This window comes from Streptomyces sp. NBC_00019 (assembly GCF_045041015.1).
Taxonomy (GTDB): Bacteria; Actinomycetota; Actinomycetes; order Streptomycetales; family Streptomycetaceae; genus Streptomyces.
This window is the reverse complement of the sequence record NZ_CP108302.1, coordinates 9,076,849-9,097,006: the sequence shown is the minus strand read 5'-3', so window position 1 is coordinate 9,097,006 and position 20,158 is coordinate 9,076,849. Positions and strand designations below refer to the sequence as shown.

18 protein-coding genes and 1 pseudogene are annotated in these 20,158 nt (G+C 71.8%); 13 read left to right on the top strand and 6 right to left on the bottom strand.

Features of this window, described 5'->3' with window-relative positions; translation table 11 throughout:
• Positions 1–204: 204 nt before the first annotated feature.
• The 4 genes from OHU89_RS42130 to OHU89_RS42115 all read left to right on the top strand — a co-directional run bounded on the left by OHU89_RS42130 (position 205) and on the right by OHU89_RS42115 (position 3,984).
• The gene (locus OHU89_RS42130; RefSeq protein ID WP_405650441.1) at positions 205–1,632 is read left to right on the top strand and encodes an amidase; all 1,428 of its coding nucleotides are present in this window, start codon (positions 205–207) and stop codon (positions 1,630–1,632) included.
• Positions 1,633–1,658: 26 nt separating this feature from the next.
• Positions 1,659–1,877 (top strand): hypothetical protein, encoded by a 219-nt coding sequence (locus tag OHU89_RS42125; protein WP_171139045.1) that lies wholly within the window; start codon positions 1,659–1,661, stop codon positions 1,875–1,877.
• Positions 1,878–2,010: 133 nt separating this feature from the next.
• Positions 2,011–3,495 carry an SPFH domain-containing protein gene (locus OHU89_RS42120; RefSeq protein WP_405650440.1) on the top strand — a complete coding sequence of 495 codons (1,485 nt, stop codon included), beginning with the start codon at positions 2,011–2,013 and terminating at the stop codon, positions 3,493–3,495.
• 42 nt (positions 3,496–3,537) lie between these two features.
• On the top strand, positions 3,538–3,984 hold the full coding sequence (locus OHU89_RS42115) for a type II toxin-antitoxin system PemK/MazF family toxin (RefSeq protein ID WP_405650439.1): 447 nt from the start codon (positions 3,538–3,540) through the stop codon (positions 3,982–3,984).
• On the opposite strand, the gene OHU89_RS42110 is transcribed toward OHU89_RS42115, so the two are convergent.
• Positions 3,969–4,784 (bottom strand): TIGR02452 family protein, encoded by an 816-nt coding sequence (locus tag OHU89_RS42110; protein ID WP_405650437.1) that lies wholly within the window; start codon positions 4,782–4,784, stop codon positions 3,969–3,971. The genes OHU89_RS42115 and OHU89_RS42110 overlap by 16 nt on opposite strands.
• A gap of 276 nt (positions 4,785–5,060) precedes the next feature.
• Here OHU89_RS42110 and egtA point away from each other — a divergent pair, with 276 nt between their 5' ends.
• The 5 genes from egtA to OHU89_RS42085 are packed head-to-tail and all read left to right on the top strand — an operon-like array spanning position 5,061 to position 9,666.
• Positions 5,061–6,350 (top strand): ergothioneine biosynthesis glutamate--cysteine ligase EgtA, encoded by a 1,290-nt coding sequence (gene egtA, locus OHU89_RS42105; RefSeq protein WP_405650436.1) that lies wholly within the window; start codon positions 5,061–5,063, stop codon positions 6,348–6,350.
• Positions 6,347–7,657 (top strand): ergothioneine biosynthesis protein EgtB, encoded by a 1,311-nt coding sequence (gene egtB, locus OHU89_RS42100; protein WP_405650435.1) that lies wholly within the window; start codon positions 6,347–6,349, stop codon positions 7,655–7,657. The genes egtA and egtB overlap by 4 nt, the downstream gene beginning before the upstream one ends.
• Complete coding sequence (gene egtC, locus OHU89_RS42095; protein WP_405650433.1) at positions 7,657–8,448, top strand: ergothioneine biosynthesis protein EgtC; 792 nt, start codon at positions 7,657–7,659, stop codon at positions 8,446–8,448. Before egtB ends, egtC begins: the two co-directional genes overlap by 1 nt.
• Positions 8,445–9,407, top strand: a complete 963-nt coding sequence (egtD, locus tag OHU89_RS42090) for an L-histidine N(alpha)-methyltransferase (protein WP_405650432.1) — start codon at positions 8,445–8,447, stop codon at positions 9,405–9,407. The genes egtC and egtD overlap by 4 nt, the downstream gene beginning before the upstream one ends.
• A gap of 43 nt (positions 9,408–9,450) precedes the next feature.
• The gene (locus OHU89_RS42085; protein WP_405650430.1) at positions 9,451–9,666 is read left to right on the top strand and encodes a dodecin; all 216 of its coding nucleotides are present in this window, start codon (positions 9,451–9,453) and stop codon (positions 9,664–9,666) included.
• Between the two features lie 10 nt (positions 9,667–9,676).
• Here the strand turns inward: OHU89_RS42085 and OHU89_RS42080 are convergent, their stop codons facing one another.
• Positions 9,677–10,168 (bottom strand): hypothetical protein, encoded by a 492-nt coding sequence (locus OHU89_RS42080; protein ID WP_405650428.1) that lies wholly within the window; start codon positions 10,166–10,168, stop codon positions 9,677–9,679.
• 107 nt (positions 10,169–10,275) lie between these two features.
• On the opposite strand from OHU89_RS42080, the gene rpmF reads away from it, so the two are divergent.
• Positions 10,276–10,446 (top strand): 50S ribosomal protein L32, encoded by a 171-nt coding sequence (gene rpmF, locus OHU89_RS42075; protein ID WP_266885087.1) that lies wholly within the window; start codon positions 10,276–10,278, stop codon positions 10,444–10,446.
• A 6-nt stretch (positions 10,447–10,452) separates the two neighbouring features.
• On the top strand, positions 10,453–11,625 hold the full coding sequence (locus tag OHU89_RS42070) for a GTP-binding protein (protein WP_405650426.1): 1,173 nt from the start codon (positions 10,453–10,455) through the stop codon (positions 11,623–11,625).
• Between the two features lie 7 nt (positions 11,626–11,632).
• Here the strand turns inward: OHU89_RS42070 and OHU89_RS42065 are convergent, their stop codons facing one another.
• Complete coding sequence (locus tag OHU89_RS42065) at positions 11,633–17,095, bottom strand: tetratricopeptide repeat protein (protein ID WP_405650425.1); 5,463 nt, start codon at positions 17,093–17,095, stop codon at positions 11,633–11,635.
• Positions 17,096–17,354: 259 nt separating this feature from the next.
• On the opposite strand from OHU89_RS42065, the gene OHU89_RS42060 reads away from it, so the two are divergent.
• Positions 17,355–18,401 (top strand): LLM class flavin-dependent oxidoreductase, encoded by a 1,047-nt coding sequence (locus OHU89_RS42060; protein WP_405650423.1) that lies wholly within the window; start codon positions 17,355–17,357, stop codon positions 18,399–18,401.
• Between the two features lie 18 nt (positions 18,402–18,419).
• On the opposite strand, the gene OHU89_RS42055 is transcribed toward OHU89_RS42060, so the two are convergent.
• Positions 18,420–18,614 carry a hypothetical protein gene (locus OHU89_RS42055; protein WP_405650421.1) on the bottom strand — a complete coding sequence of 65 codons (195 nt, stop codon included), beginning with the start codon at positions 18,612–18,614 and terminating at the stop codon, positions 18,420–18,422.
• Positions 18,615–18,626: 12 nt separating this feature from the next.
• Between OHU89_RS42055 and OHU89_RS42050 the strand changes: the two are divergent.
• Positions 18,627–19,280, top strand: a pseudogene (locus tag OHU89_RS42050) (ABC transporter); the annotation flags it as partial.
• Between the two features lie 14 nt (positions 19,281–19,294).
• Here the strand turns inward: OHU89_RS42050 and OHU89_RS42045 are convergent.
• Positions 19,295–19,705, bottom strand: coding sequence for a VOC family protein (locus tag OHU89_RS42045; protein WP_361557629.1), 411 nt, complete (start codon positions 19,703–19,705; stop codon positions 19,295–19,297).
• 48 nt (positions 19,706–19,753) lie between these two features.
• On the bottom strand, positions 19,754–20,155 hold the full coding sequence (locus OHU89_RS42040; RefSeq protein ID WP_405650420.1) for a helix-turn-helix domain-containing protein: 402 nt from the start codon (positions 20,153–20,155) through the stop codon (positions 19,754–19,756).
• Positions 20,156–20,158 lie beyond the last annotated feature (3 nt).

The following is a 20,158-nucleotide window of genomic DNA, read 5'->3' as shown; positions in this document are numbered from 1 at the left end:
CGACATGCCGAACGAGGTTCGGAAAGTCGATCAGAAGGTAGGGGCGAGGCCGAATCGCGTCAATGCTTTGCGCACGACCTGGTGAGCCCTGTGGGAAAGCTGTGCCGCACACTGGACTTCCGCCCCCGCCACGAGCGTTCCGGGACAGCGCTTCCACAGGTTACCGTTCGGTAGACAACGCGCTCCAAACGCGGAGGGGTTCACATGGCGCTCGACCGTGCCACAGGCCTGGCGGAGTCGGCCCGCGCCCTGGCCGACGGGGAGGTGACCTCCCGGGCCCTCGTGGAGCAGGCCCTGGAGCGGATCGCCACCAGCCAGGGTTCCCTCAACGCCTTCCGGGTCGTCCGGGCCGAGGCCGCGCTCGCCGAGGCGGACGCGGCGGACAAGGAACTCGCCGCCGGAGTGCGCAGGCCGCTGCTCGGCGTACCCGTCGCCGTCAAGGACGACATGGACGTGGCGGGCGAGCCGACCGCGTTCGGCTGCCAGGGAGAGTTCCCCGCGGTGGCCCAGGACGGGGAAGCCGTACGGCGGTTGCGGGCTGCCGGAGCCGTCGTCGTCGGCAAGACCAACACCTGCGAGTTCGGGCAGTGGCCCTTCACCGAGGGGCCCGCCTTCGGCGCCACCCGCAATCCATGGAGCGCCGAGCACACCCCGGGCGGCTCCTCGGGCGGCTCGGCCGCCGCCGTCGCCGCCGGCCTCGTACCGGCCGCGCTCGGTTCGGACGGCGCCGGATCGGTGCGCATCCCGGCCTCCTGGACCCATCTCATCGGCATCAAGCCGCAACGCGGCCGCATCTCCACCTGGCCGCTCGGCGAGTCCTTCCAGGGCATCACCGTCAACGGCACCCTGGCCCGCACGGTCGCCGACGCCGCGCTCCTGCTGGACGCGGCGAGCGGCAACCACGACCTCGACCCGCACCGGCCGCCCGGCATCGACGCCTGCGGCGCCGTCGGACGCGACCCCGGCAGGCTCCGCATCGCGCTCGCCCTGAAACCGCCGTTCACCGCGCTGCCCGCACGGCTCCGGCCCGAGGTACGGGCGAAGGTCGTCGAACTCGCCGAGAAACTCGCCGCGTTGGGGCACACCGTCGAGGAGGCCGACCCCCCGTACGGGCAGATCGGGCTCACCTTCATCCCGCGCGCCACCGTCGGCCTCGCCGAGCGGGTCGGCGAGGCCCCCTTCCCCGCGCTGCTCGACCGGCGCACCCGGGACGCCGCCCGACTCGGCCGACTGCTCGGCGGGGCACCGCTGCGGGCGGCGCGGCGGGCCGAGGCGGTCCTGCACCGTCGTATCGGCGGATTCTTCACGTCGTACGACGTGATCCTCGCGCCGACCACGGCCGCTCCCCCGCCGCGCATCGGCTCGATGCTGAAGCTGGGCGGACTGGCCACCGACCGCGCCATGATCGCCGCCTGTCCTTTCGCCTGGCCGTGGAACGTGCTGGGCTGGCCCGGTGTCAACGTCCCCGCCGGGTTCGTCGGCCAAGGGCTGCCCGTCGGGGCGCAGTTGCTCGGTCCGGCGAACAGCGAGCCGCTGTTGGTCTCGCTGGCCGCGCAGTTGGAGGCGGAACTGCGCTGGCACGAGGCGTGGCCGCCGGTGCGGGAGATCGCGACGGATTCCCCGGCCGCGTGACGGCGTTCGGCCCTTACCCTGTGACCATGGACGATGCGTCGATGGTCGGGCTCATGGGTCGGGTCACCGGAACGGTGGGGCCCGGGCTCGTCGGCGAGGTGATCGTCCGCGTGCGGGGCGGCGCCGAGCACTTTCTCGCCTACGCGGCGACCGGCACGGACCGTATCGAGCGGGGCACCGTGGTGATGGTGGTGGAGTACCAGGCGCCGAGGACCGTCTACGTCCAGGCGGCGTACGACAGTTGAGCATGCTCCACCGCAGGTGAGAGCGGTATGCGTCAAGGTTGTGACAAGGATCCGCAAGGGTCTGTACCCCGGCCTCGGCGAGGCGCACACTCCCTTCGTTCGGTGCCGAAAGGGCACCATCCAAAGGGGGCGAATGCCGATGGTCATCGGCGTCGTTGCGGGGGTCGCGGTACTGGCCGTCCTCGCGTTGATCGGTGTGTTCAAGATGATGTGGCGCGTGGCCGAGCCCAATGAGGCGCTCATCATCTCCGGCTCCAAGCACAAGACCGAGGGCCTCGAGGAAGGCATGGGGTTCCGCATCGTCACGGGGCGCGGCACGCTGGTGCTGCCCGGCGTGCAGGCGGTGCGCAAGCTCTCGCTGGACCTCAACGAGACCGAGCTGCACGTGGATTGCGTGACCCACCAGGGCATTCCGCTCAAGGTGCGGGGCGTGGTCATCTTCAAGGTGGGCGACGACTTCGTGTCGATCGCCAACGCGGGGCGCCGTTTCCTCGACCAGCAGAAGCTGATGTCGGAGCGGGTGCACAACGTGTTCGCCGGTCATCTGCGGTCCATCGTCGGCGGGTTGACCGTCGAGGAGATGATCCGCGACCGGGAGAAGCTCACCGGGCAGACCCGGGCCGCCTGCGGCACGGAGATGGAGAAGCTGGGGCTCATCGTCGACTCCCTGCAGATCCATGAGATCGAGGACCCGACCGGGTACATCCAGAACCTGGCGATGCCGCACGCGGCGGCCGTCCAGCGGGACGCGCGCATCGCGCAGGCGGAGGCGAACCGGCTGGCCACGGAGGCCGAGCAGAAGTCGTTCGCACGGATGGCGGAGGCCACCCGGGACAGCGAGATCCTCCAGGCCGGCTACCAGGCCGAGCGGGACAAGGCGGGCGCGAAGGCGCGCCAGGCCGGTCCGCTCGCGGACGCCGCGGCCCGGCAGGAGGTCGTCGTCCAGGAGACCCGGATCGCCGAACTCGAGGCGAACCGGCGGGAGCAGCAGCTCCAGGCGGACGTCCGCAAGCCCGCGGACGCCCAGGCCTACGAGAAGCGCACGCTCGCCGAGGCCGAGCGTGACGCACGCATCTCCGCGGCCGAGGCCAAGGCGAAGGAGACGGAGCTCGCGGCGGCGGCCGAGGCGACCCGGGTCAAGACGGCCGCGGGTGCCGAGGCCGAGGCGACCAAGGCCCGGGGTACGGCCATGGCGGCGTCGACCCGGGCCACCGGTGAGGCGGAGGCCGCGGCGGCTCAGGCCAGGGGTCTGGCACAGGCCGAGGCGACGAAGGCCAAGGGTCTCGCCGAGGCGGAGGCCATCAAGGCACGGGCCGCCGCTCTCGCCGAGAACCAGGAGGCGGTGGTCGCGCAGCAACTCGCCGAGAACTGGCCGGAGATCGTCAGGGCGGGTGCGTCCGCGTTCGGCAGCGTCGACAACATGGTGGTGCTCAACGGGGCCGACGGCATGGCGGACATGCTCGCCAAGGCGCTCACCATGGGCGGCACCGGGCTGGGGCTGGCACGTCAGCTGCTGGCGTCCATGAACCAGAACGGGCAGGAACCGGCGGGCACTTCGTCCCTCAACGGGATCGCGACGCCGCCGCCGGTTCAGAAGGTGCCGATGGACGACAAGTGACCCGTCACGCCTGATCACGGGGGCAGCCTCTAAGGTGCCCCCGTGACTGCGTTTACCGATGAGAACGTCCCCGGCCGCTTCGGCCCCACCGCGACCACCGAGGCCGACGTCCGCGAGGTGGGCCGGGTGCGCACCGAGTACTCACCCGCGCACGACGGCGACCCCGACCCGGGCGAGATCGTGTGGACCTGGGTGCCCTATGAGGAGAACGACGGACGCGGCAAGGACCGGCCCGTGCTCGTGGTCGCCCGGGAGGCCGCCGGAACGTTCCTCGCCGTGCAGCTGTCCAGCAAGCGCCACGACGGCGACCGGGAGTGGGTGGCGATCGGCAGCGGCCCCTGGGACCGCACCGGCCGGGACTCCTGGGTGGACGTCGACCGCGTCCTGCGACTGCACGAGGACGGTATGCGCCGGGAGGCCTGTGCGCTGGACCGGATGCGGTTCAACCTGGTCAGGCAGCGGTTGCACGAGCGCTACGGCTGGACCTGAAAGGTCTTCTCGAAAGCCCCCCGCACCACGCGGCCGGGCGTGCGGTCCAGCACCCCGAACACCACGTGCTCGAACGCGGACGCGAACCGCCCGTCCGGCCTCAGCAGTGCGTGGAACGCCCCCGCCACCTGCACGGGGTCGTTCTGGAACACCCCGCAGCCCCACGCGCCGAGCACCAGCCGCCGGTAGCCCTCGGCCGCCGCCACCTCCAGCACCCGCTCGGCACGCACCGCCAGTGCGTGCGGCAGCTCGGCCGTGCGCTGCGGCACCGTACGCCGTACGACGCCCGCGTTCGGCGCGGCGGCGGTCAGGAAGCCGGCGGTGTACGGCTCGTCCAGCAGACGGCCGCGGTCGTCCCGGAACACGGGCACGGCCGGTGAGTGGATGACACGGTCCGTGTAGAACGCGTCGCGGTGGGCGCGGTGGTGGTCGTAGAAATCCCTGGCCTCCCGTACACAGACGTACAGCGCGGAGGCTCGGCACAGGGCCTCCTCCTGGGCCTGGGCTCCGTTGAGATAGCCACCGCCCGGGTTGCGGGCCGAGGCGAAGTTCAGGACGGCCGGCACACCGCCGAGCCGGCGGGCGGCCTCCAGGCTGCTCTCGCCCGTGACCTCGACGAGCGTGTCGCCGGGCGGGCTCTCCGGCACGGGCACGGGATCCGGCCCGTACATCCGCGTACCGGCCCGTGCGGCCTCGGTCCGCGCGGCGATGGACACCTCGCGTCCGTCGGAGGCGCGGTAGAACCCGGCCTCGACGATCTGCTCCGTCTGCTGTGCGATGCCACGCAGGCGCGCGCTCATGGCGCCACCCCCGTGGGCGCCGCGAACGCGCGCCGTGCGCGCTCCCCCGTCGTGCTCATGCAGACATCGTGGGCGATGCTGGTCATACGGTGCAACGGAGTTTCCCGGCCTCGAAACACCCAGCAAACGCATAGAAAACGGAGATCGTCAGCCCCGATTACGACGATATGCACTCTTGTGCGATTCGCCGCGAGGGTTTTGGGTGGGACGAGTTCTGCCGGTCCGGCCAACATCATCCGGGCCGGCGGCATGGTGGAATCTCAGGAGGATCCCGACATGTCCGATTCGGTTACCGACTGTAGCGACTGTACGGAGCCCCGCACCGCTCTGTCCGCCGCCGAAGTGGAGGCCCTCGTCCGGGGCATCTGCTTCAAGACCGGACCACCCCGCACCGTCGGGGTCGAGGTGGAATGGCTCGTCCACGAGCTGCGCCTGCCGCAGCTCCCCGTCACACCCGAACGGCTCGAAGCGGCCTACGCCGCACTGCGGACCGTTCCGCTGAACTCGGCGCTCACCGTCGAGCCCGGCGGCCAGCTGGAGCTGAGCTCCCTGCCCGCCGCCTCCCTGACGGAGTGCATCAGCACCGTCTCTGCCGACCTCGACGCCGTCCGCGCGGCGCTCGCCGGGCACGGTCTCGGCCTCGTCGGCGTCGGCCACGATCCCTGGCACTCACCCCGCCGGTTTCTGCACGAACCCCGCTACGACGCCATGGAGGCGTGCCTGGACCGCACCGGCCCGGCCGGTCGCGCCATGATGTGCACCTCCGCCTCCGTGCAGGTGTGCCTGGACGCCGGCTACGAGGAGCCAGGGCCGCTCGGGCACGGGCGGCGCTGGTGGCTGGCCCACCAGCTGGGCCCGGTCCTGGTCGCCGCGTTCGCCAACTCCCCGCTGGCCGGCCGCGAGCCCACCGGCTGGGTCTCCACCCGCCAGCTGCTGTGGATGGAGATCGGCGCGGGCCGCGCGGGCGCTCCCCCGCTGGACGGGGACCCGCGCGAGGCATGGGCGCGGCACGTGCTCGACGCCCCGGTGATGTGCATCCGCCAGGACGACCGTGCCTGGGACGTCCCGGACGCCATGACCTTCCGCGACTGGACCCGCTCCGCGGCACCGAGGCTGCCGACCCGGGAGGACCTCGACTACCACCTCACCACGCTGTTCCCGCCGATCAGACCGCGCGGCCACCTCGAGCTGCGCATGATCGACGCCCAGCCCGGCGACGACGGCTGGATCGTGCCGCTCGCCGTGACGACGGCGCTCTTCGACGACCCCGAGGCCGCCGAGACCGCCTACCGCGCGGTGAAGCCGCTGGCCGAGCGGGCGCTGGGGCTGCCCGCCCCGCACAACCCGCTGTGGCTCGACGCGGCCCGCACCGGCCTCGCCGACCCGGAACTGCACGACGTGGCCGTCCAGTGCTTCACCGCCGCCCTCGACGCCCTGCCCCGGATCGGCGCGACCGCCGAGGTCAAGGGTGCCGTCGCGGCATACCTGGAGCGGTACGTCCTCCAGGGCCGCTGCCCCGCCGACGATCTGCTGGACCGGTTGCACGGGAAGGACCTCCGCTCATGACCGACGACGCCGAGACGCTCCGCGTCCGGGCGCTGCTCACCCTCACCACGGCGCGCGACCGCACGACGCTGCTGACCAGTTGTGTCGAGGACCCCGACCTCACCGCCCAGCACTCGCCGCTGATGTCCCCGCTGGTGTGGGACCTCGCGCACATCGGCAACCAGGAGGAGCTCTGGCTGCTGCGGGGTGTCGCGGGGCGGGAGGCGATGCGGCCCGAGATCGACGGCCTCTACGACGCCTTCGAGCACCCGCGCGCGGAACGGCCGAAGCTGCCGCTGCTCCCGCCCGACGAGGCCCGGCGGTACGCGGCGGAGGTGCGCGGCCGGGTCCTGGACCTGCTGGAGGGAACCGCGTTCCACGGCACGCGGCTCACCGAGGCGGGGTTCGCCTTCGGAATGATCGCGCAGCACGAACAGCAGCACGACGAGACGATGCTGATCACCCATCAGCTCCGCACGGGCCCCCAGGCCCTGACCGCCCCCGACCCGGACCCCGCACCCCTCCACACCGGCCCGGCCGAAGTCCTGGTGCCCGGCGGCCCGTTCATGATGGGCACCTCCGACGAGCCGTGGGCGCTGGACAACGAACGCCCGGCGCACCGGCGGGAGGTGGCGCCGTTCTACATCGACACGGCTCCGGTCACCAACGAGGCCTACCAGGAGTTCATCGAGGACGGCGGCTACTGGCTCGACCGATGGTGGGCGCCGGCCGGCTGGGACTACATCCGGCAGCACGACATCGACGCCCCGCTGTTCTGGCGGCGCGACGGCAACCAGTGGCTGCGCCGCCGCTTCGGCGTCACCGAGATCGTGCCGCCCGACGAGCCCGTGGTGCACGTGAGCTGGTACGAGGCCGACGCGTACGCCCGCTGGGCCAGGCGGCGGCTGCCCACCGAGGCCGAGTGGGAGAAGGCCGCCCGCCACGACCCCACCACGGACCGCTCGATGCGCTACCCGTGGGGTGACGCCGACCCGGCGCCCGAGCACGCCAACCTCGGCCAGCGGCATCTGCGCCCGGCCCCGGCGGGCAGCTATCCTGAGGGCGAATCCCCGCTCGGCGTACGGCAGTTGATCGGCGATGTCTGGGAGTGGACGGCGAGCGACTTCCAGCCGTACCCGGGCTTCGAGGCGTTCCCGTACAAGGAGTACTCGGAGGTGTTCTTCGGCCCCGAGCACAAGGTGCTGCGCGGCGGTTCGTTCGCCGTCGACGCGGTGGCCTGCCGGGGCACGTTCCGCAACTGGGACTACCCGATCCGGCGGCAGATCTTCTCCGGCTTCCGCACCGCCCGTTCCGCGGAGGGCGTCTGATGTGCCGTCATCTGGCGTATCTGGGCGACGAGGAGCCGCTCGGGCGGCTCCTCACGGAGCCCCCGCACAGCCTGTACCGCCAGTCCTGGGCGCCCCGGCACCAGCGCTACGGCACCGTCAACGCCGATGGTTTCGGGGTCGGTTGGTACGCCGAGGGCGACCCGGCGCCGGCCCGCTACCGCCGGGCCGGGCCCATCTGGGCGGACCAGTCCTTCGCGGACCTGGCCCGGGTCGTACGGACCTCGGCACTGCTCGCCGCGGTCCGGGACGCCACGCTGGCGGGCGCGGACGCCGAGGCCGCGGCGGCGCCGTACGCGAGCGGGTCGTGGCTGTTCAGCCACAACGGCGCGGTCAAGGGCTGGCCGCGCTCCCTGGCGCCGCTGACCCCGACACTGCCCGCCGCCGACCTGCTGTCGATGGAGGCCCGCAACGACTCGGCGTTCGTCTGGGCCCTGGTCCTCGCCCGCCTCCGCGCCGGCGACGACGAGAGCCAGGCACTGGCCGACACGGTCCTGGAGGTCGCCGAGGCGGCCCCCGGCTCGCGCCTCAACCTCCTCCTCACCAACGGCGAGACCATCGCCGCGACCACCTGGGGCGACACCCTCTGGTACCTGACGTGCTCCCGCGGCACGGTCGTCGCTTCCGAGCCCTATGACGACGATCCGCACTGGCAGGAGGTCCCCGACCGCACCCTGCTCGCGGCGAGCCGCACCGACGTGCTGCTCACCCCACTGAAGGAGCCGAGTGACGCCGCCTCGGCCATCGCACCGTCGAAGGAGCCCCGTACGTGAGCCCGTTCCTTCTCACCCGCACCCTGCCCGAGGACGCCACCGAGGCCGCCCTGCGCGCCGACGTCCTGCGCGGCCTGACCCGCACACCGAAGACCCTGCCGCCGAAGTGGTTCTACGACGCCCACGGCAGCGAACTCTTCGACCGGATCACGGAGTTGCCCGAGTACTACCCGACCCGCGCCGAGCGGGAGATCCTCGTCGCCCGGGCCGGCGAGATCGCGGCGGCCTCCGGTGCCCGCACCCTCGTCGAGCTGGGCTCCGGCTCCTCGGAGAAGACGCGGTACGTCATCGCCGCGCTGAGCGACCTGCACACGTACGTGCCCGTCGACGTCAGCGAGAGCGCCCTCACGCAGGCCGGGCACGCGTTGATCGCGGAGCGGCCGGCGCTGAACGTGCACGCCCTGATCGCCGACTTCACGGCCGAGCTCGCCCTGCCCGGGACACCGGGCCCCCGGCTGGTGGCGTTCCTCGGCGGCACGATCGGCAATCTGCTGCCGGCCGAGCGGGCGGAGTTCTTCACCTCGGTCCGCGCCCTGCTCTCCCCCGGCGACGCCCTGCTGCTCGGCACAGACCTCGTCAAGGACGAGAACGTGCTGGTGAGGGCATACGACGACGCGGCAGGGGTGACGGCGGCGTTCAACAAGAACGTCCTGACCGTCGTCGACCGCGAACTGGGGGCCGACTTCGATCCCGGCGCGTTCGACCATGTGGCGCTCTGGGACGCGGAGAACGAGTGGATCGAGATGCGGCTGCGCTCCCGTACGGCACAGACCGTGAAGATCCCCGCGCTGGATCTCGCCATCGACTTCGCGGCGGGCGAGGAGCTGCACACCGAGGTGTCGGCGAAGTTCCGGAAGGAGGGTGTGCGGGCCGAACTGTCCGCCGCGGGCCTGGAACTGGCCCACTGGTGGACGGACGAACAGGGCCGGTTCGCGCTGTCGCTGAGCACGGTGCGGTGACGGACGGCTCGCGCTCCGCCGCCACCTGGGGCACGGTGGAGCCATGACGAATCACACCTATCGGGTGACCGAGATCGTCGGCACCTCGCCCGACGGCGTCGACCAGGCCATCCGCAACGGCATCGGCCGTGCCTCAGAGACCCTCCGGAACCTCGACTGGTTCGAGGTGACCCAGGTGCGGGGCCAGATCGAGGCCGGACAGGTCGCGCACTGGCAGGTGGGCCTGAAGGTGGGCTTCCGCCTGGACGAGTCGGACTAGCGGCACCGGCTCAGGTCCGCCCCTCCCGCTCCTGCGCGGTCCTCAGCGCGGCGGAGGGGGCGGTCCAGCGCGCCCGTACGACGGTGAATCCGGCCCGTTCGGCGTCCTCGCAGACCAGTTCGTCGTCGTCCACCAGCACCCGGATCTCACGGGTGCGGGCGAGCCGGCGGAGGGTCTCCAGCTTGGTTCGCCGGGCGGGCCTGCGGTCGTTGTCGCGCCGCATGTGGACACGGCCCTCGGGCAGTCCCTGGGCGGCGAGCCAGTCGAGCGTGTCCTGTCGGCAGCGCTCGGGCCGGCCGGTGAGATAGACGACCTCGCACTCCTCGGCGCTCTCCAGGACCAGCGCGATGCCCTGCGCGAGGGGTGGGTCCAGGGGCGCGGCGGCGAAGAAGCCGTCCCAGTCGCGGGGCTTGCGCTCCAGGAAGCGCTGCCGGTGAGCCGTGTCCGCGAGGGTGTTGTCCAGGTCGAACACGGCGACGGGCGGTCTGCTGCTGTCGGTCACGCGCTCCACCCTAGAACCCGGCAACCCCATGGGCGGCCAATTGTTAATGGGATCCATTTTCATGTAGCGTCCTCGGTGCTCGCTGTCCCACCGAGGAGGTCCCTGTCATGGCTGTCCCCAAGCGGAAGATGTCCCGCAGCAACACCCGTCACCGCCGCGCGCAGTGGAAGGCGACCACCCCGTCACTGGTGCCCGTCACGATCGACGGCGTCCAGCACCTCGTACCGCAGAACCTCGTGAAGGCCTACGAGCGCGGCCTGCTGCGTCCCGAGGGCTGAGCCCCGATGCCCTACGACCGTCTGCCGGTCACCGTCCTGTCCGGGTTCCTCGGGGCGGGCAAGACCACGCTGCTCAACCATGTCCTGGCCAACCGCGAGGGCCTGCGCGTCGCCGTGATCGTCAATGACATGAGCGAGGTCAACATCGACGCCGCCCTGGTGCGGGGCGGCGAGGCCGCGCTGTCGCGGACCGAGGAACGCCTGGTCGAGATGACCAACGGCTGTATCTGCTGCACCCTCCGCGACGATCTGCTGGAGGAGGTGGACCGGCTGGCCCGGGAGGGCCGCTTCGACCACCTGCTCATCGAGTCGTCGGGCATCTCGGAACCGATGCCCGTCGCGGCCACCTTCGCGTTCGCCCGCGACGACGGGGCCACGCTCGGGGACGTCGCCCGCCTGGACACCATGGTCACGGTCGTGGACGCGGCCAACTTCCTGCCCGAGCTGGACAGCGGCGACGAACTGGCCGAGCGCGGGCTCGCCCCCTTCGAGGACGACGAGCGCACGGTCAGCGATCTGCTCGTCGACCAGATCGAGTTCGCGGACGTCATCGTCCTCAACAAGCTCGACCTGGTGGACACGGACGCCGCGACCCGGCTGCGGGCGGCGTTGCACCGGCTGAACCCCGTCGCCCGGATCGTCGACGCACGCCACGCCCGCGTGGACCTCCAACAGGTCCTGGGCACCGGCCTGTTCGACCTGGAGCGCGCCCAACAGGCGCCGGGCTGGGTCCGGGAACTCAACGGCGAGCATGTCCCCGAGACCGAGGAGTACGGCGTCTCCTCCACGGTCTTCCGCTCCGAACTCCCCTTCCATCCGGCCCGGTTGTGGACGTTCGTGACGGAGCACCTGGACGGCGGCGCGTACGGCCGCGTCCTCCGCTCCAAGGGCTTCTTCACCCTGGCCAGCCGCCCCCACGTCACCGGCCTGTGGTCACAGGCCGGCTCGGTGGCCCGCTTCGAGCCGTCCGCGGCGCGCGACGACGAGGCACCGTACGCGCAGGAACTGGTGTTCATCGGCACGGGGTTGGACCACGCGGAGCTGCACAGGGCACTCGCGACTTGCCTCATGGCGCCGGACGACGGCACGCTTTCCCCGGACCCCTTCCCGGCGTGGGACACGTACGGCATCGACGACGCCTGCGAGCACGAGGGCGTTCACGCGGCGGCCCCCTTGTAGCAGCGGGTCACTGCGCTGTGCGTTCCGTGATCAGTCGGTGGCACTGCCGCGCTCGTTCCGCCATCTCCGCCTCCGCACCGGCGAGTTCGGCCAGGTAGTGCAGCAGGTCTGTGATGGCGTCGCGATCCGGATCCTGTGCGAGGAACGCCAGAACGTCCTCGGTGGGGTCCGTCTCCGGTTCGAGCAACAGCGTCCGGAACAGGCCGAAGAACCGCGTGGAGTCAGCGTCCGGCGTCTGTGGCGAAGAGCTGAGCAGTTCGCTCCACCGCGCCCGGACGGTCGCGGGGCCCGACACGATCGTGTCCAGCATGAGCCTTTCGAACAGAAAGGCAGGATTTTCCGGCTCGGATGCGTCCGCCGCCGTGAGATCCTCCCGCGCACGATCGTGGTTGTCCGCCTCCCGGTGAGTGACGCCTCGCCGCCCGAGCGCCCAGGAGTACCCGGGATCGAGTTCGAGTGCGGCGGTGAAGTCGGCGATGGCCTCCTCGAAGTGGCCGGCCTGCCGGTGGGCTTCACCTCGCTGGGCAAAGACCCAGTCCAAAGTGGCATCGACGGTGAGGGCCGCGGTGAGGTCGGCGATGGCTTCGTCGTAGTGGCCCGCCACCCGATGGGCGCGGCCGCGGGACCCCAGCACCCAGACGTCATCCGGTACGAGCTCGAGAGCCGCCGTAAAATCGGCGACGGCCTCCTCGTAGCGGCCCGCCAGCCGGTGGACCTCACCGCGCTGCGCGAGCGCCCAGTCATACTCTGGGGCGAGAGCGAGGGCCGCGGTGAGATCGGCGACGGCCTCGTCGAGCCGGCCCAGTCCCCGATACGCCTGACCACGGGAGCCCAGAGTCCAGGCGTCATCGGGTACGAGGTCGAGGGCGGCGGTGAAGTCGGCGACGGCCTCCTCGTAGCGGCCCGCCAGCCGGTGGACCTCACCGCGCTGCGCGAGCGCCCACTCGTAGTCCGGGGCGAGGTCCAGGGCGGCGCTGAGATCGGCGACGGCCTCCTCGTAACGCCCCGCCTGCTTATGGGCCTGGCCTCGGGAGCCCAGAGTCCAGGCGTCAACCGGGCCGAGGTCGAGTGCGGCGGTCAGATCGGCCACCGCGTCTTCGCAGCGGCCCGTCAGTCGCAGGGCTTCACCGCGTTGGGCAAGGGCCCATCGGTCCCCGGGATAGAGCTCCAGAGCCGCGGTCAGGTCCGCCACCGCTTCGTCGTAACAGCCCGCCAGCCGGTGCACAAGGCCCCGGGAACCCAGCGCCCAGTGCAGGTCGGGGGCGAGAGCGAGGGCCGCGGTGAGGTCGGCGACGGCCTCCTCAGGGCGACCCGCCTGCTGATGGGCCTGGCCTCGGGACCCCAGAGCGAACGCGTTGGCGGGATCGAGACCAAGGGCGGCCGTGAAGTCGGCGACCGCCTCCTCGTGGTGACCCGCCAGCCGGTGCGCTTCACCGCGCGTTTCGAGCGCCCAGGCGTAGTCGGGCGCGAGGTCGAGGGCCGCCGTCAGATCCGCGACGGCCTCCTCGTAGCGGCCCGCCAGCCGGTGGGCCTCACCCCGCTGCGCGAGCGCCCACACGTACTGGGGATCCATCCCGATCGCCGCGGACAGGTCGGCGATGCTCTCGTCCAACCGCCCCGCCTGACGGTGAGCCTGACCGCGGGCCGCGAAGACGAAGGCCGATCCGGGCGAGAGCTCGAGGGCCGCGGTGAGATCGGCCACGGCCTCCTCATGGCGGCCCGCCAACCGGTGGGTCTCACCTCGCTCTGTCAGCGCCCAGTCGAGCGTGGGGTCCAGCTCGAGCGCGGCTGTGAGATCGGCGACGGCCTCCTCGTAACGCTCCATGCGCTGAAGCGCCTGGCCACGGGACCCCAGAGCGAACGCGTTGGCGGGATCGAGACCAAGGGCGGCCGTGAAGTCGGCGACCGCCTCCTCGTGGTGACCCGCCAGCCGGTGCGCTTCACCGCGCGTTTCGAGCGCCCAGGCGTAGTCGGGCGCGAGGTCGAGGACCGCCGTGAAGTCGGCCACCGCCTCCTCGTAACGCCCCGCCAGCCGGTAAGCCTCACCCCGCTGCGCAAGCGCCCACGTGTAGTGCGGATCGATCTCGAGCGCGGCGTTGAGATCGGCCACGGCTTCCTCGTAGTAACCCGCCTGACGGTGAGCCTGGCCGCGGAACGCGAGCAGCCAGTCGAGGGCGGGGCCGGTCTCGAGCGCGGCCGTGAAGTCGGCCACGGCCTCCTCGTAACGGCCGCACTGACCGTGCGCTTCGCCACGTTCGGCCAGGACCCAGGCAACGCCGGGGTCCAGTTCGAGCGCGGCCGTGAGGTCTGCCACGGCTTCCTCGTGGCGACCTGCCTGACGGTGAGCCTGGCCACGGCATCCCAGGGCGAGTGCGTGCCCGGGGTCGATCTCCAGGACGGCGGTGAAGTCGGCGATCGCCTCGTCGTAGTGGCCCGCCACCCGGTGCGCTTCGCCGCGGGCTCCGAGGGCGTCCTCGCGGACCGTGGGGTCGAGTTCGCAGGCGGCGGTGAGATCGGCCACGGCCTCCTCGTAGTGACCCGCCTCGATGTGAGCCAGACCGCGCCGGCCGAGGGCGCCGGCGTTCCGGGCGTCGGCCTGAAGGACCGTGGTCAAGGCGGCGATGACCTCGTCCCAACGGCCCAGCTGAGACAGTGCCTCGATGCGGACCTCCATGACCCAGTCGAGGGTCGGGTCCAGCTCGAGGGCGGCGGTCAGGTCGGCGATCGCCTCCTCGTAGCGGCCGGCTTCCTGATGGACCTGCCCTCGGCTTCCGAGGGCGAAGGCGTTCCGGGCGTCGGCCTCGAGGGCGGCGGTGAAGTCGGCCAGGGCTTCCTCGTGACGACCCGCCAGCCGGAGGGCCTCGCCCCGCTCGGCGAGGACCCAGCCGAGCGTCGGGTCCAGCTCGAGGGCGGCGGTGAAGTCGGCCAGGGCCTCCTCGTGACGACCCGCCAGCCGGAGGGCCAGACCGCGAGCCCCCAGGACCCAGTCGACGGCGGGGACGAGGTCGAGCGCCACGGTGAAGTCGGCCACGGCTTCCTCGTAGGCACCCATCAGCCGGTGGGTGTCCGCCCGGTCGGTCAGGACCCAGTCGAGAGCGGGTTCGAAGACGAGCGCGGCCGTGAAGTCGGCCACGGCCTCCTCGTAGCGGCCCGCGTCACGGTGGGCCCGGCCACGGCACCCGAGGGCGAAGGCGTTCTTGGCGTTGAGGCCGAGGGCCGCGGTGAGGTCGGTGACGGCCTCGGCGCTGCGGCCGGCCATCCGGTGGGTCTCACCTCGCTCGGCCAGCGCCCAGTCGAGGGTGGGTTCGATGGCGAGCGCGGCCGTGAAGTCGGCGATCGCTTCGTCGTAGCGTTCGGCCAGGCGGTGCACCTGACCACGGCACCCGAGGGCGAAGGCGTTCTTGGCGTTGAGGCCGAGGGCCGCGGTGAGGTCGGCGATGGCGTCCGCGTAGCGGCCGGCCTGAGAGTTGGCTTCTCCTCGTACGGCCAGCGCCCAGTCGGTCGTGGGTTCGATGGCGAGCGCGGCCGTGAAGTCGGAGATCGCCTGGCCGGGGCGTCCGGCCAGGCGATGGGCTTCACCTCGCTGGGAGAGGGCGAACGCGTCCTGCGGATCGATGTCGAGTGCGGCCGTGAGGTCGACGATGGCTTCCTCGATCCGTCCGGCCTGGACCAGGATTCCCCCACGAGCGCCGAGCGCCCAGGCGTCGCCCGGGCTCAGAGTGAGCGCGGTCGCGACGTCACCGAGCGCGGAATCGATGTGGCCGAGCAGCCGGTGGGCCTCACTGCGATACGCCCAGGCGCGGGCGTTGCGGGGGTCTGTGGCGACGGCGAAGTCCAGTTCGGCCAGGGCTTCCTCTTCCCGGTTGTCGAGGTACAGCATGCGGCCGCGATAACTGTGGGCCCAGGACCGTGCGCCGGTGCTCAGACCGGCGTGACGGAGCAGGGTGCCGAGAACCGTCAGACCGGGATCGTCTCCGGCGACGGCGTTCTGGAGGCGGCTCGTCCAGTCGAGGAGGGCGGCGTCGTCGGTGTCGCGGGCCGCCGTCCCCAGGGTGTCGGCCCACTGCCGCAGGATCGCCGTGTCATGGCCGGCGGCATGGACGGTCAGTTCCGCCGCGGCCGGCAGTTCGGCCGCGGGATGTGCGCACAGCCGGTGGTAGGTCTCGTCCAGACGGTGCCGCCGCCAGCCGGGATCGTCCCACCGTTTCGCCTCCGGAAGGCCCCGCTCCGTATCGGCCCGCCAGGCGGCGTGCGCCTCGGCGAGCCGCAGATGCGCCGCGGTCCAGCGCTGGGGGGACTGTGCGCGCTGCTGGCGGACCATGCTCGACCGCACCACCGCGTGGTACTGCTTGAAGTCACCGTGGCCACTGACAAAGGGCTGCCGGCACAGCCACTCCCACAGTCCTTCCGCCTCCTGCGGTACCGCCGCGGTGAAGACGTCCTCGTTCAGATACGGCGCGATCGCGCACGCCAGCACGGTCTCACGGTGTCGCAGGTCCGGGATCCACTGCACGAAGCGCTTGACCGCGCTGTCCACAACGTCCCCGCCCGCGTCCACGTCGTCGGCGGAGTCGGGCCGTGCCAGGGCCAGGAGTTCGACCAGCAGCGGCAACCCCATCGACAGTCGCAGCACCGCCTCCACCACCGCGGTCTCCGTCACGCCCCGCGCGGCGAGCAACGTCCGGGTCTCCGCCTCGGTGAAGACGTCCAGCGGTACGTCCGCCACCCACGCGCGCAGGGAGGACCACTCCCGTTCCCCGAGTTCGTCACGCCCGGCCAGCACCACCACGACATTGGCCGACAGCGGTCCGTAAGCGTCCTGCAACAGGTCACGCAGCCACTCGTCCAGGTAGCGGGCGGTCTCCTCCCACGTGTCGAAGAACAGCACCACCCAGCGGTGCCCGTCGCACAGCCGGCCCAGCTCAGCGACGAACGCGCGGCTCAGTCCGGTCGGGTCGCCGCCCCGTCCTCGCCGCTCATGCGCCCTCAATCCGGCCTGCAGGCGGTGCACCCCCTGAGCGACGGTGTCCGGGCTGGCCATCGCGGCGACCGTACTCACCACCGGAACCAGCGACGCCGCACCGAGTAACACCTCCGCCCCCACCCGGCTCGACGCCGACACCTCGCCCTCGGCCGCGCCTGACGCCGCCGTCGGTTCCGCGGCCGCCTCCTGCTCCCGCCGGTACCGCTCGGCCGCCCGGTCGAAGTCCTTGAGCCGGCCCGTCTGCTGACCGAGCTGGCGGGCCATCTCCGTCATGGCCTGGTGCACGTCGTGGACGTCGTTCTCGTCCACCACCGCGGTCACCGCGTCCGCGCGTCGCGCCGCCTCCTGCCATTGACGCAGCAGGGTGGACTTGCCCACCCCGCCGACGCCCCGCACATGGAACAGGAAGGCGGCCGGATCCGTCTCCGCGAGGGGGTCCTTCGCCAGGTTCTCGACGAACAGCGAGATCTGGGCACGACGGCCCACGAAATGCGCTTGCGCCCCTTGCCGGATGAGTTCACCGCGCGACCGGCCCCTGCGTTCTGCCCCCGTCATGCCCCAACCCCCTGCTCGGCCCGCCGAGCCCCTTCGTCTTCGGTGTCCCCGATCCGCACGGGGAAAACGCCAGAGGAAGAATGCCTCCCCACTGGAATACCAACCACCTCCCCCGGCGTCGAATAGATGTCCCCGGCACATCGCGGACGGATACGACGCGGACCACGGAGTCAGCACAGGAGGCCGGCAGATGCCCACCGAGTCGAAAGCACGCGGTTCCTCCGGCTCGCCACGGACGTCGGCGCGCCTCTCCGTCCTCGACCGTTCCCGCACCCGCGAGGGGCACTCGAACGCCGAGGCGCTGCGCGACACCGTGCGGTTCGCGCAGGAGGTGGAGGCTCTCGGCTATCACCGGTTCTGGGTGTCGGAGCATCACGGCGTGCCCGGTGTCGCCGGTTCCGCGCCGACGGTCCTGGCGGCGGCCGTGGCGGCCGCGACGCGGCGCATCCGGGTCGGCACGGGCGGCGTGATGCTGCCGAACCACCGCCCCCTGGTCGTGGCCGAACAGTTCGGCGTGCTGGAGTCCCTCTTCCCCGGCCGTGTCGACATGGGCCTGGGCCGCTCGGTCGGCTTCACGGACGGCGTCCGCAAGGCGGTGGGCCGCGACAAGGACGCCGCCGACGACTTCGCCGCCCAGCTCGACGAACTGCTCGGCTGGTTCACCGGCACCTCCCCGACCGGGGTCCACGCCCGCCCCGCGGAGGGCCTGACCGTCCCGCCCTTCGTCCTCGCGATGGGCGAGGGCGCCGCCGTCGCCGCCCGGGCGGGCCTGCCCATGGTCATCGGCGACCTCCGCAACCGCGAGAAGATGCGGCGCGGCATCGACCACTACCGCAACCACTTCCGCCCCTCCCCCTGGGCGCCGGAGCCGTACGTCGTCATCTCCGGCACGATCGCGGTCGCCGCCACCCCCTACGAGGCCCGCCGCCTCCTGATCCCGGAGGCCTGGTCCATGGCCCACTCCCGCACCCACGGCACCTTCCCACCCCTGCCTGCCGCGGAGCGCGTCGAGGCACTCACCATGACCGCCAAGGAACGCGACCTCTACGAGTCCGGCCTCACCGGCCACATCGCCGGCACGGAGGACCAGGTGGCGCACGAGCTGGAGACCGTACTCAAGGAGACGGGCGCGCAGGAGGTCCTCGTCACCACCAGCACGCACGACCGTGACGCGCTGCTGGACTCCTACCGACGGCTCGCCCGGATCGTGGACAGGGCGCGGGTTCCCTCCGCGTAGGACACAGAGGGAACAGCCTCAGAAGAGCGCTACCACGGCCTGCTGCACGGCGGTCGCCGCACCGGCCGGCGCCGCCACGGTCCGGCCCATGACGCCGATGGTGTCGGATGCGCTCTCGATGGTGCCGCGCTGGTCCGCAGGATTGCCGAGAGCCTGCTCGATGCGGTCGGCGGCCCGCAGTCCTGCGTCACGGTTCTCGTCGGCCTCGAGCACGATCTCAAGGGTGTGGACGTCGACATCCCCCGGGACGTGCTGGCCGTGTTCACCGGGGTCTCCGGGTTGGGGAAGTCGTCGTTGGCGTTCGGGACGATCTACGCCGAGGCGCAGCGGCGGTACTTCGAGTCCGTCGCGCCGTACGCCCGCAGGCTGATCCATCAGGTGGGGGCGCCGAAGGTCGGGGAGATCACCGAGCTGCCGCCGGCGGTGTCGCTGCAGCAGCGGCGTTCGGCGCCGACGTCCCGTTCGTCCGTGGGGACGGTCACCAACCTCTCGAACTCCTTGCGGATGCTGTTCTCCCGGGCCGGTGACCACCCGGCGGGGGCCGAGCGGCTCGACTCCGACGCCTTCTCGCCCCATACCGCGGCCGGGGCGTGTCCGGAGTGTCATGGGCTGGGCCAAGTGCACCGGACCACCGAGGAGTTGCTGGTCCCCGATCCGTCGCTGTCGATCCGGGAGGGTGCGATCGCGGCGTGGCCCGGCACCTGGCAGGGGAAGAACCTGCGGGACATCCTGGACGCGCTCGGGTAAGACGTGGACCGGGCGTGGCGCGAGCTGCCCGCCGAGGCGCGGGAGTGCATCCTGTTCACCGACGGGCAGCCGGTGGTCACGGTGCACCCGGTGCGGGACGCGGACCGTATCCAACGGCCGTACCCGGGCACCGACGGCCGGCGCGGCTAGTCGTTCGGCTGGGTGAAGCGGATGCTGTTGCCGAAGGGGTCGCGTACGCCGCAGTCGATGCCGTACGGGCGCTCGGTGGGTTCATCGGTGATCTCGACGCCGCGGCCGCGCAGGGTCTCGCACGTCTTGCGGCAGTCGTCGGTGCTGAAGATGAGGTGGCCGCCCATGGCGCCCTTGGTGAGAAGGTCGCGGACCTGGGCCGCCGTCTCCTCGGACAGCGCCGGCTGCCCCGGTCGCTCCAGCAGGATCTGCCGGTCCGGGTGGCCGGGGACGTTGACGGTGAGCCAGCGCATGAAGCCGAGGTCGGCGTCGGTGTTGACCTCCAGGCCGAGCTTGCCGACGTAGAAGTCGAGGGCCTCGTCCTGGTCGAGGACGTAGATCTGTGAGTGTGTGATGGCGGTGAACATGCGCCTCACGCTACCGAGCGGGCCGGACGAAAACTTATCCAAAACTGCTCAGTCGGCCGAGGCCCTCGGCCGGGTCCACGCCTTCGTGAAGCACGTGGGTACGGCGATCGCCGAGGTCTGCTTGCGGTACGTCCTCGGTGACCGGCCGACGATGTCGCTGAAGGTGCGGCTGAACGTCCCCGGGCTGCCGAAGCCGACCGCGAAGCAGATGTCGGTCACGCTGCGGTCTGTCTCCCGCAGCAGGAACATCGCCCGCTCGACACGGCGCCGCTGGAGATAGCGGTGCGGTGTCTCGCCGAACGTGGCGCGGAAGGTGCGGGTGAAGTGCGCCGGGGACACATGGGCGATCCGGGCCAGGGCCGGTACGTCCAGCGGCTGCGCGTAGGCGCGGTCCATGGCGTCCCGGGCCCGCAGCATGCGGCGGTTGGTCTCTTCGGCGGCGCGGCTCACACC

Excerpts from the sequence above, each read along its gene's own strand:
- OHU89_RS42125 (WP_171139045.1), top strand. The coding sequence starts at position 1,659 with ATGGACGATGCGTCGATGGTCGGGCTCATGGGTCGGGTCACCGGAACG.
- OHU89_RS42085 (WP_405650430.1), top strand. The coding sequence starts at position 9,451 with ATGACGAATCACACCTATCGGGTGACCGAGATCGTCGGCACCTCGCCC.
- egtC (WP_405650433.1), top strand. The coding sequence starts at position 7,657 with ATGTGCCGTCATCTGGCGTATCTGGGCGACGAGGAGCCGCTCGGGCGG.
- OHU89_RS42110 (WP_405650437.1), bottom strand. The coding sequence starts at position 4,784 with ATGAGCGCGCGCCTGCGTGGCATCGCACAGCAGACGGAGCAGATCGTC.
- OHU89_RS42060 (WP_405650423.1), top strand. The coding sequence starts at position 17,355 with ATGCCCACCGAGTCGAAAGCACGCGGTTCCTCCGGCTCGCCACGGACG.
- OHU89_RS42070 (WP_405650426.1), top strand. The coding sequence starts at position 10,453 with ATGCCCTACGACCGTCTGCCGGTCACCGTCCTGTCCGGGTTCCTCGGG.
- OHU89_RS42130 (WP_405650441.1), top strand. The coding sequence starts at position 205 with ATGGCGCTCGACCGTGCCACAGGCCTGGCGGAGTCGGCCCGCGCCCTG.
- OHU89_RS42045 (WP_361557629.1), bottom strand. The coding sequence starts at position 19,705 with ATGTTCACCGCCATCACACACTCACAGATCTACGTCCTCGACCAGGAC.
- egtA (WP_405650436.1), top strand. The coding sequence starts at position 5,061 with ATGTCCGATTCGGTTACCGACTGTAGCGACTGTACGGAGCCCCGCACC.
- OHU89_RS42120 (WP_405650440.1), top strand. The coding sequence starts at position 2,011 with ATGCCGATGGTCATCGGCGTCGTTGCGGGGGTCGCGGTACTGGCCGTC.
- egtB (WP_405650435.1), top strand. The coding sequence starts at position 6,347 with ATGACCGACGACGCCGAGACGCTCCGCGTCCGGGCGCTGCTCACCCTC.
- rpmF (WP_266885087.1), top strand. The coding sequence starts at position 10,276 with ATGGCTGTCCCCAAGCGGAAGATGTCCCGCAGCAACACCCGTCACCGC.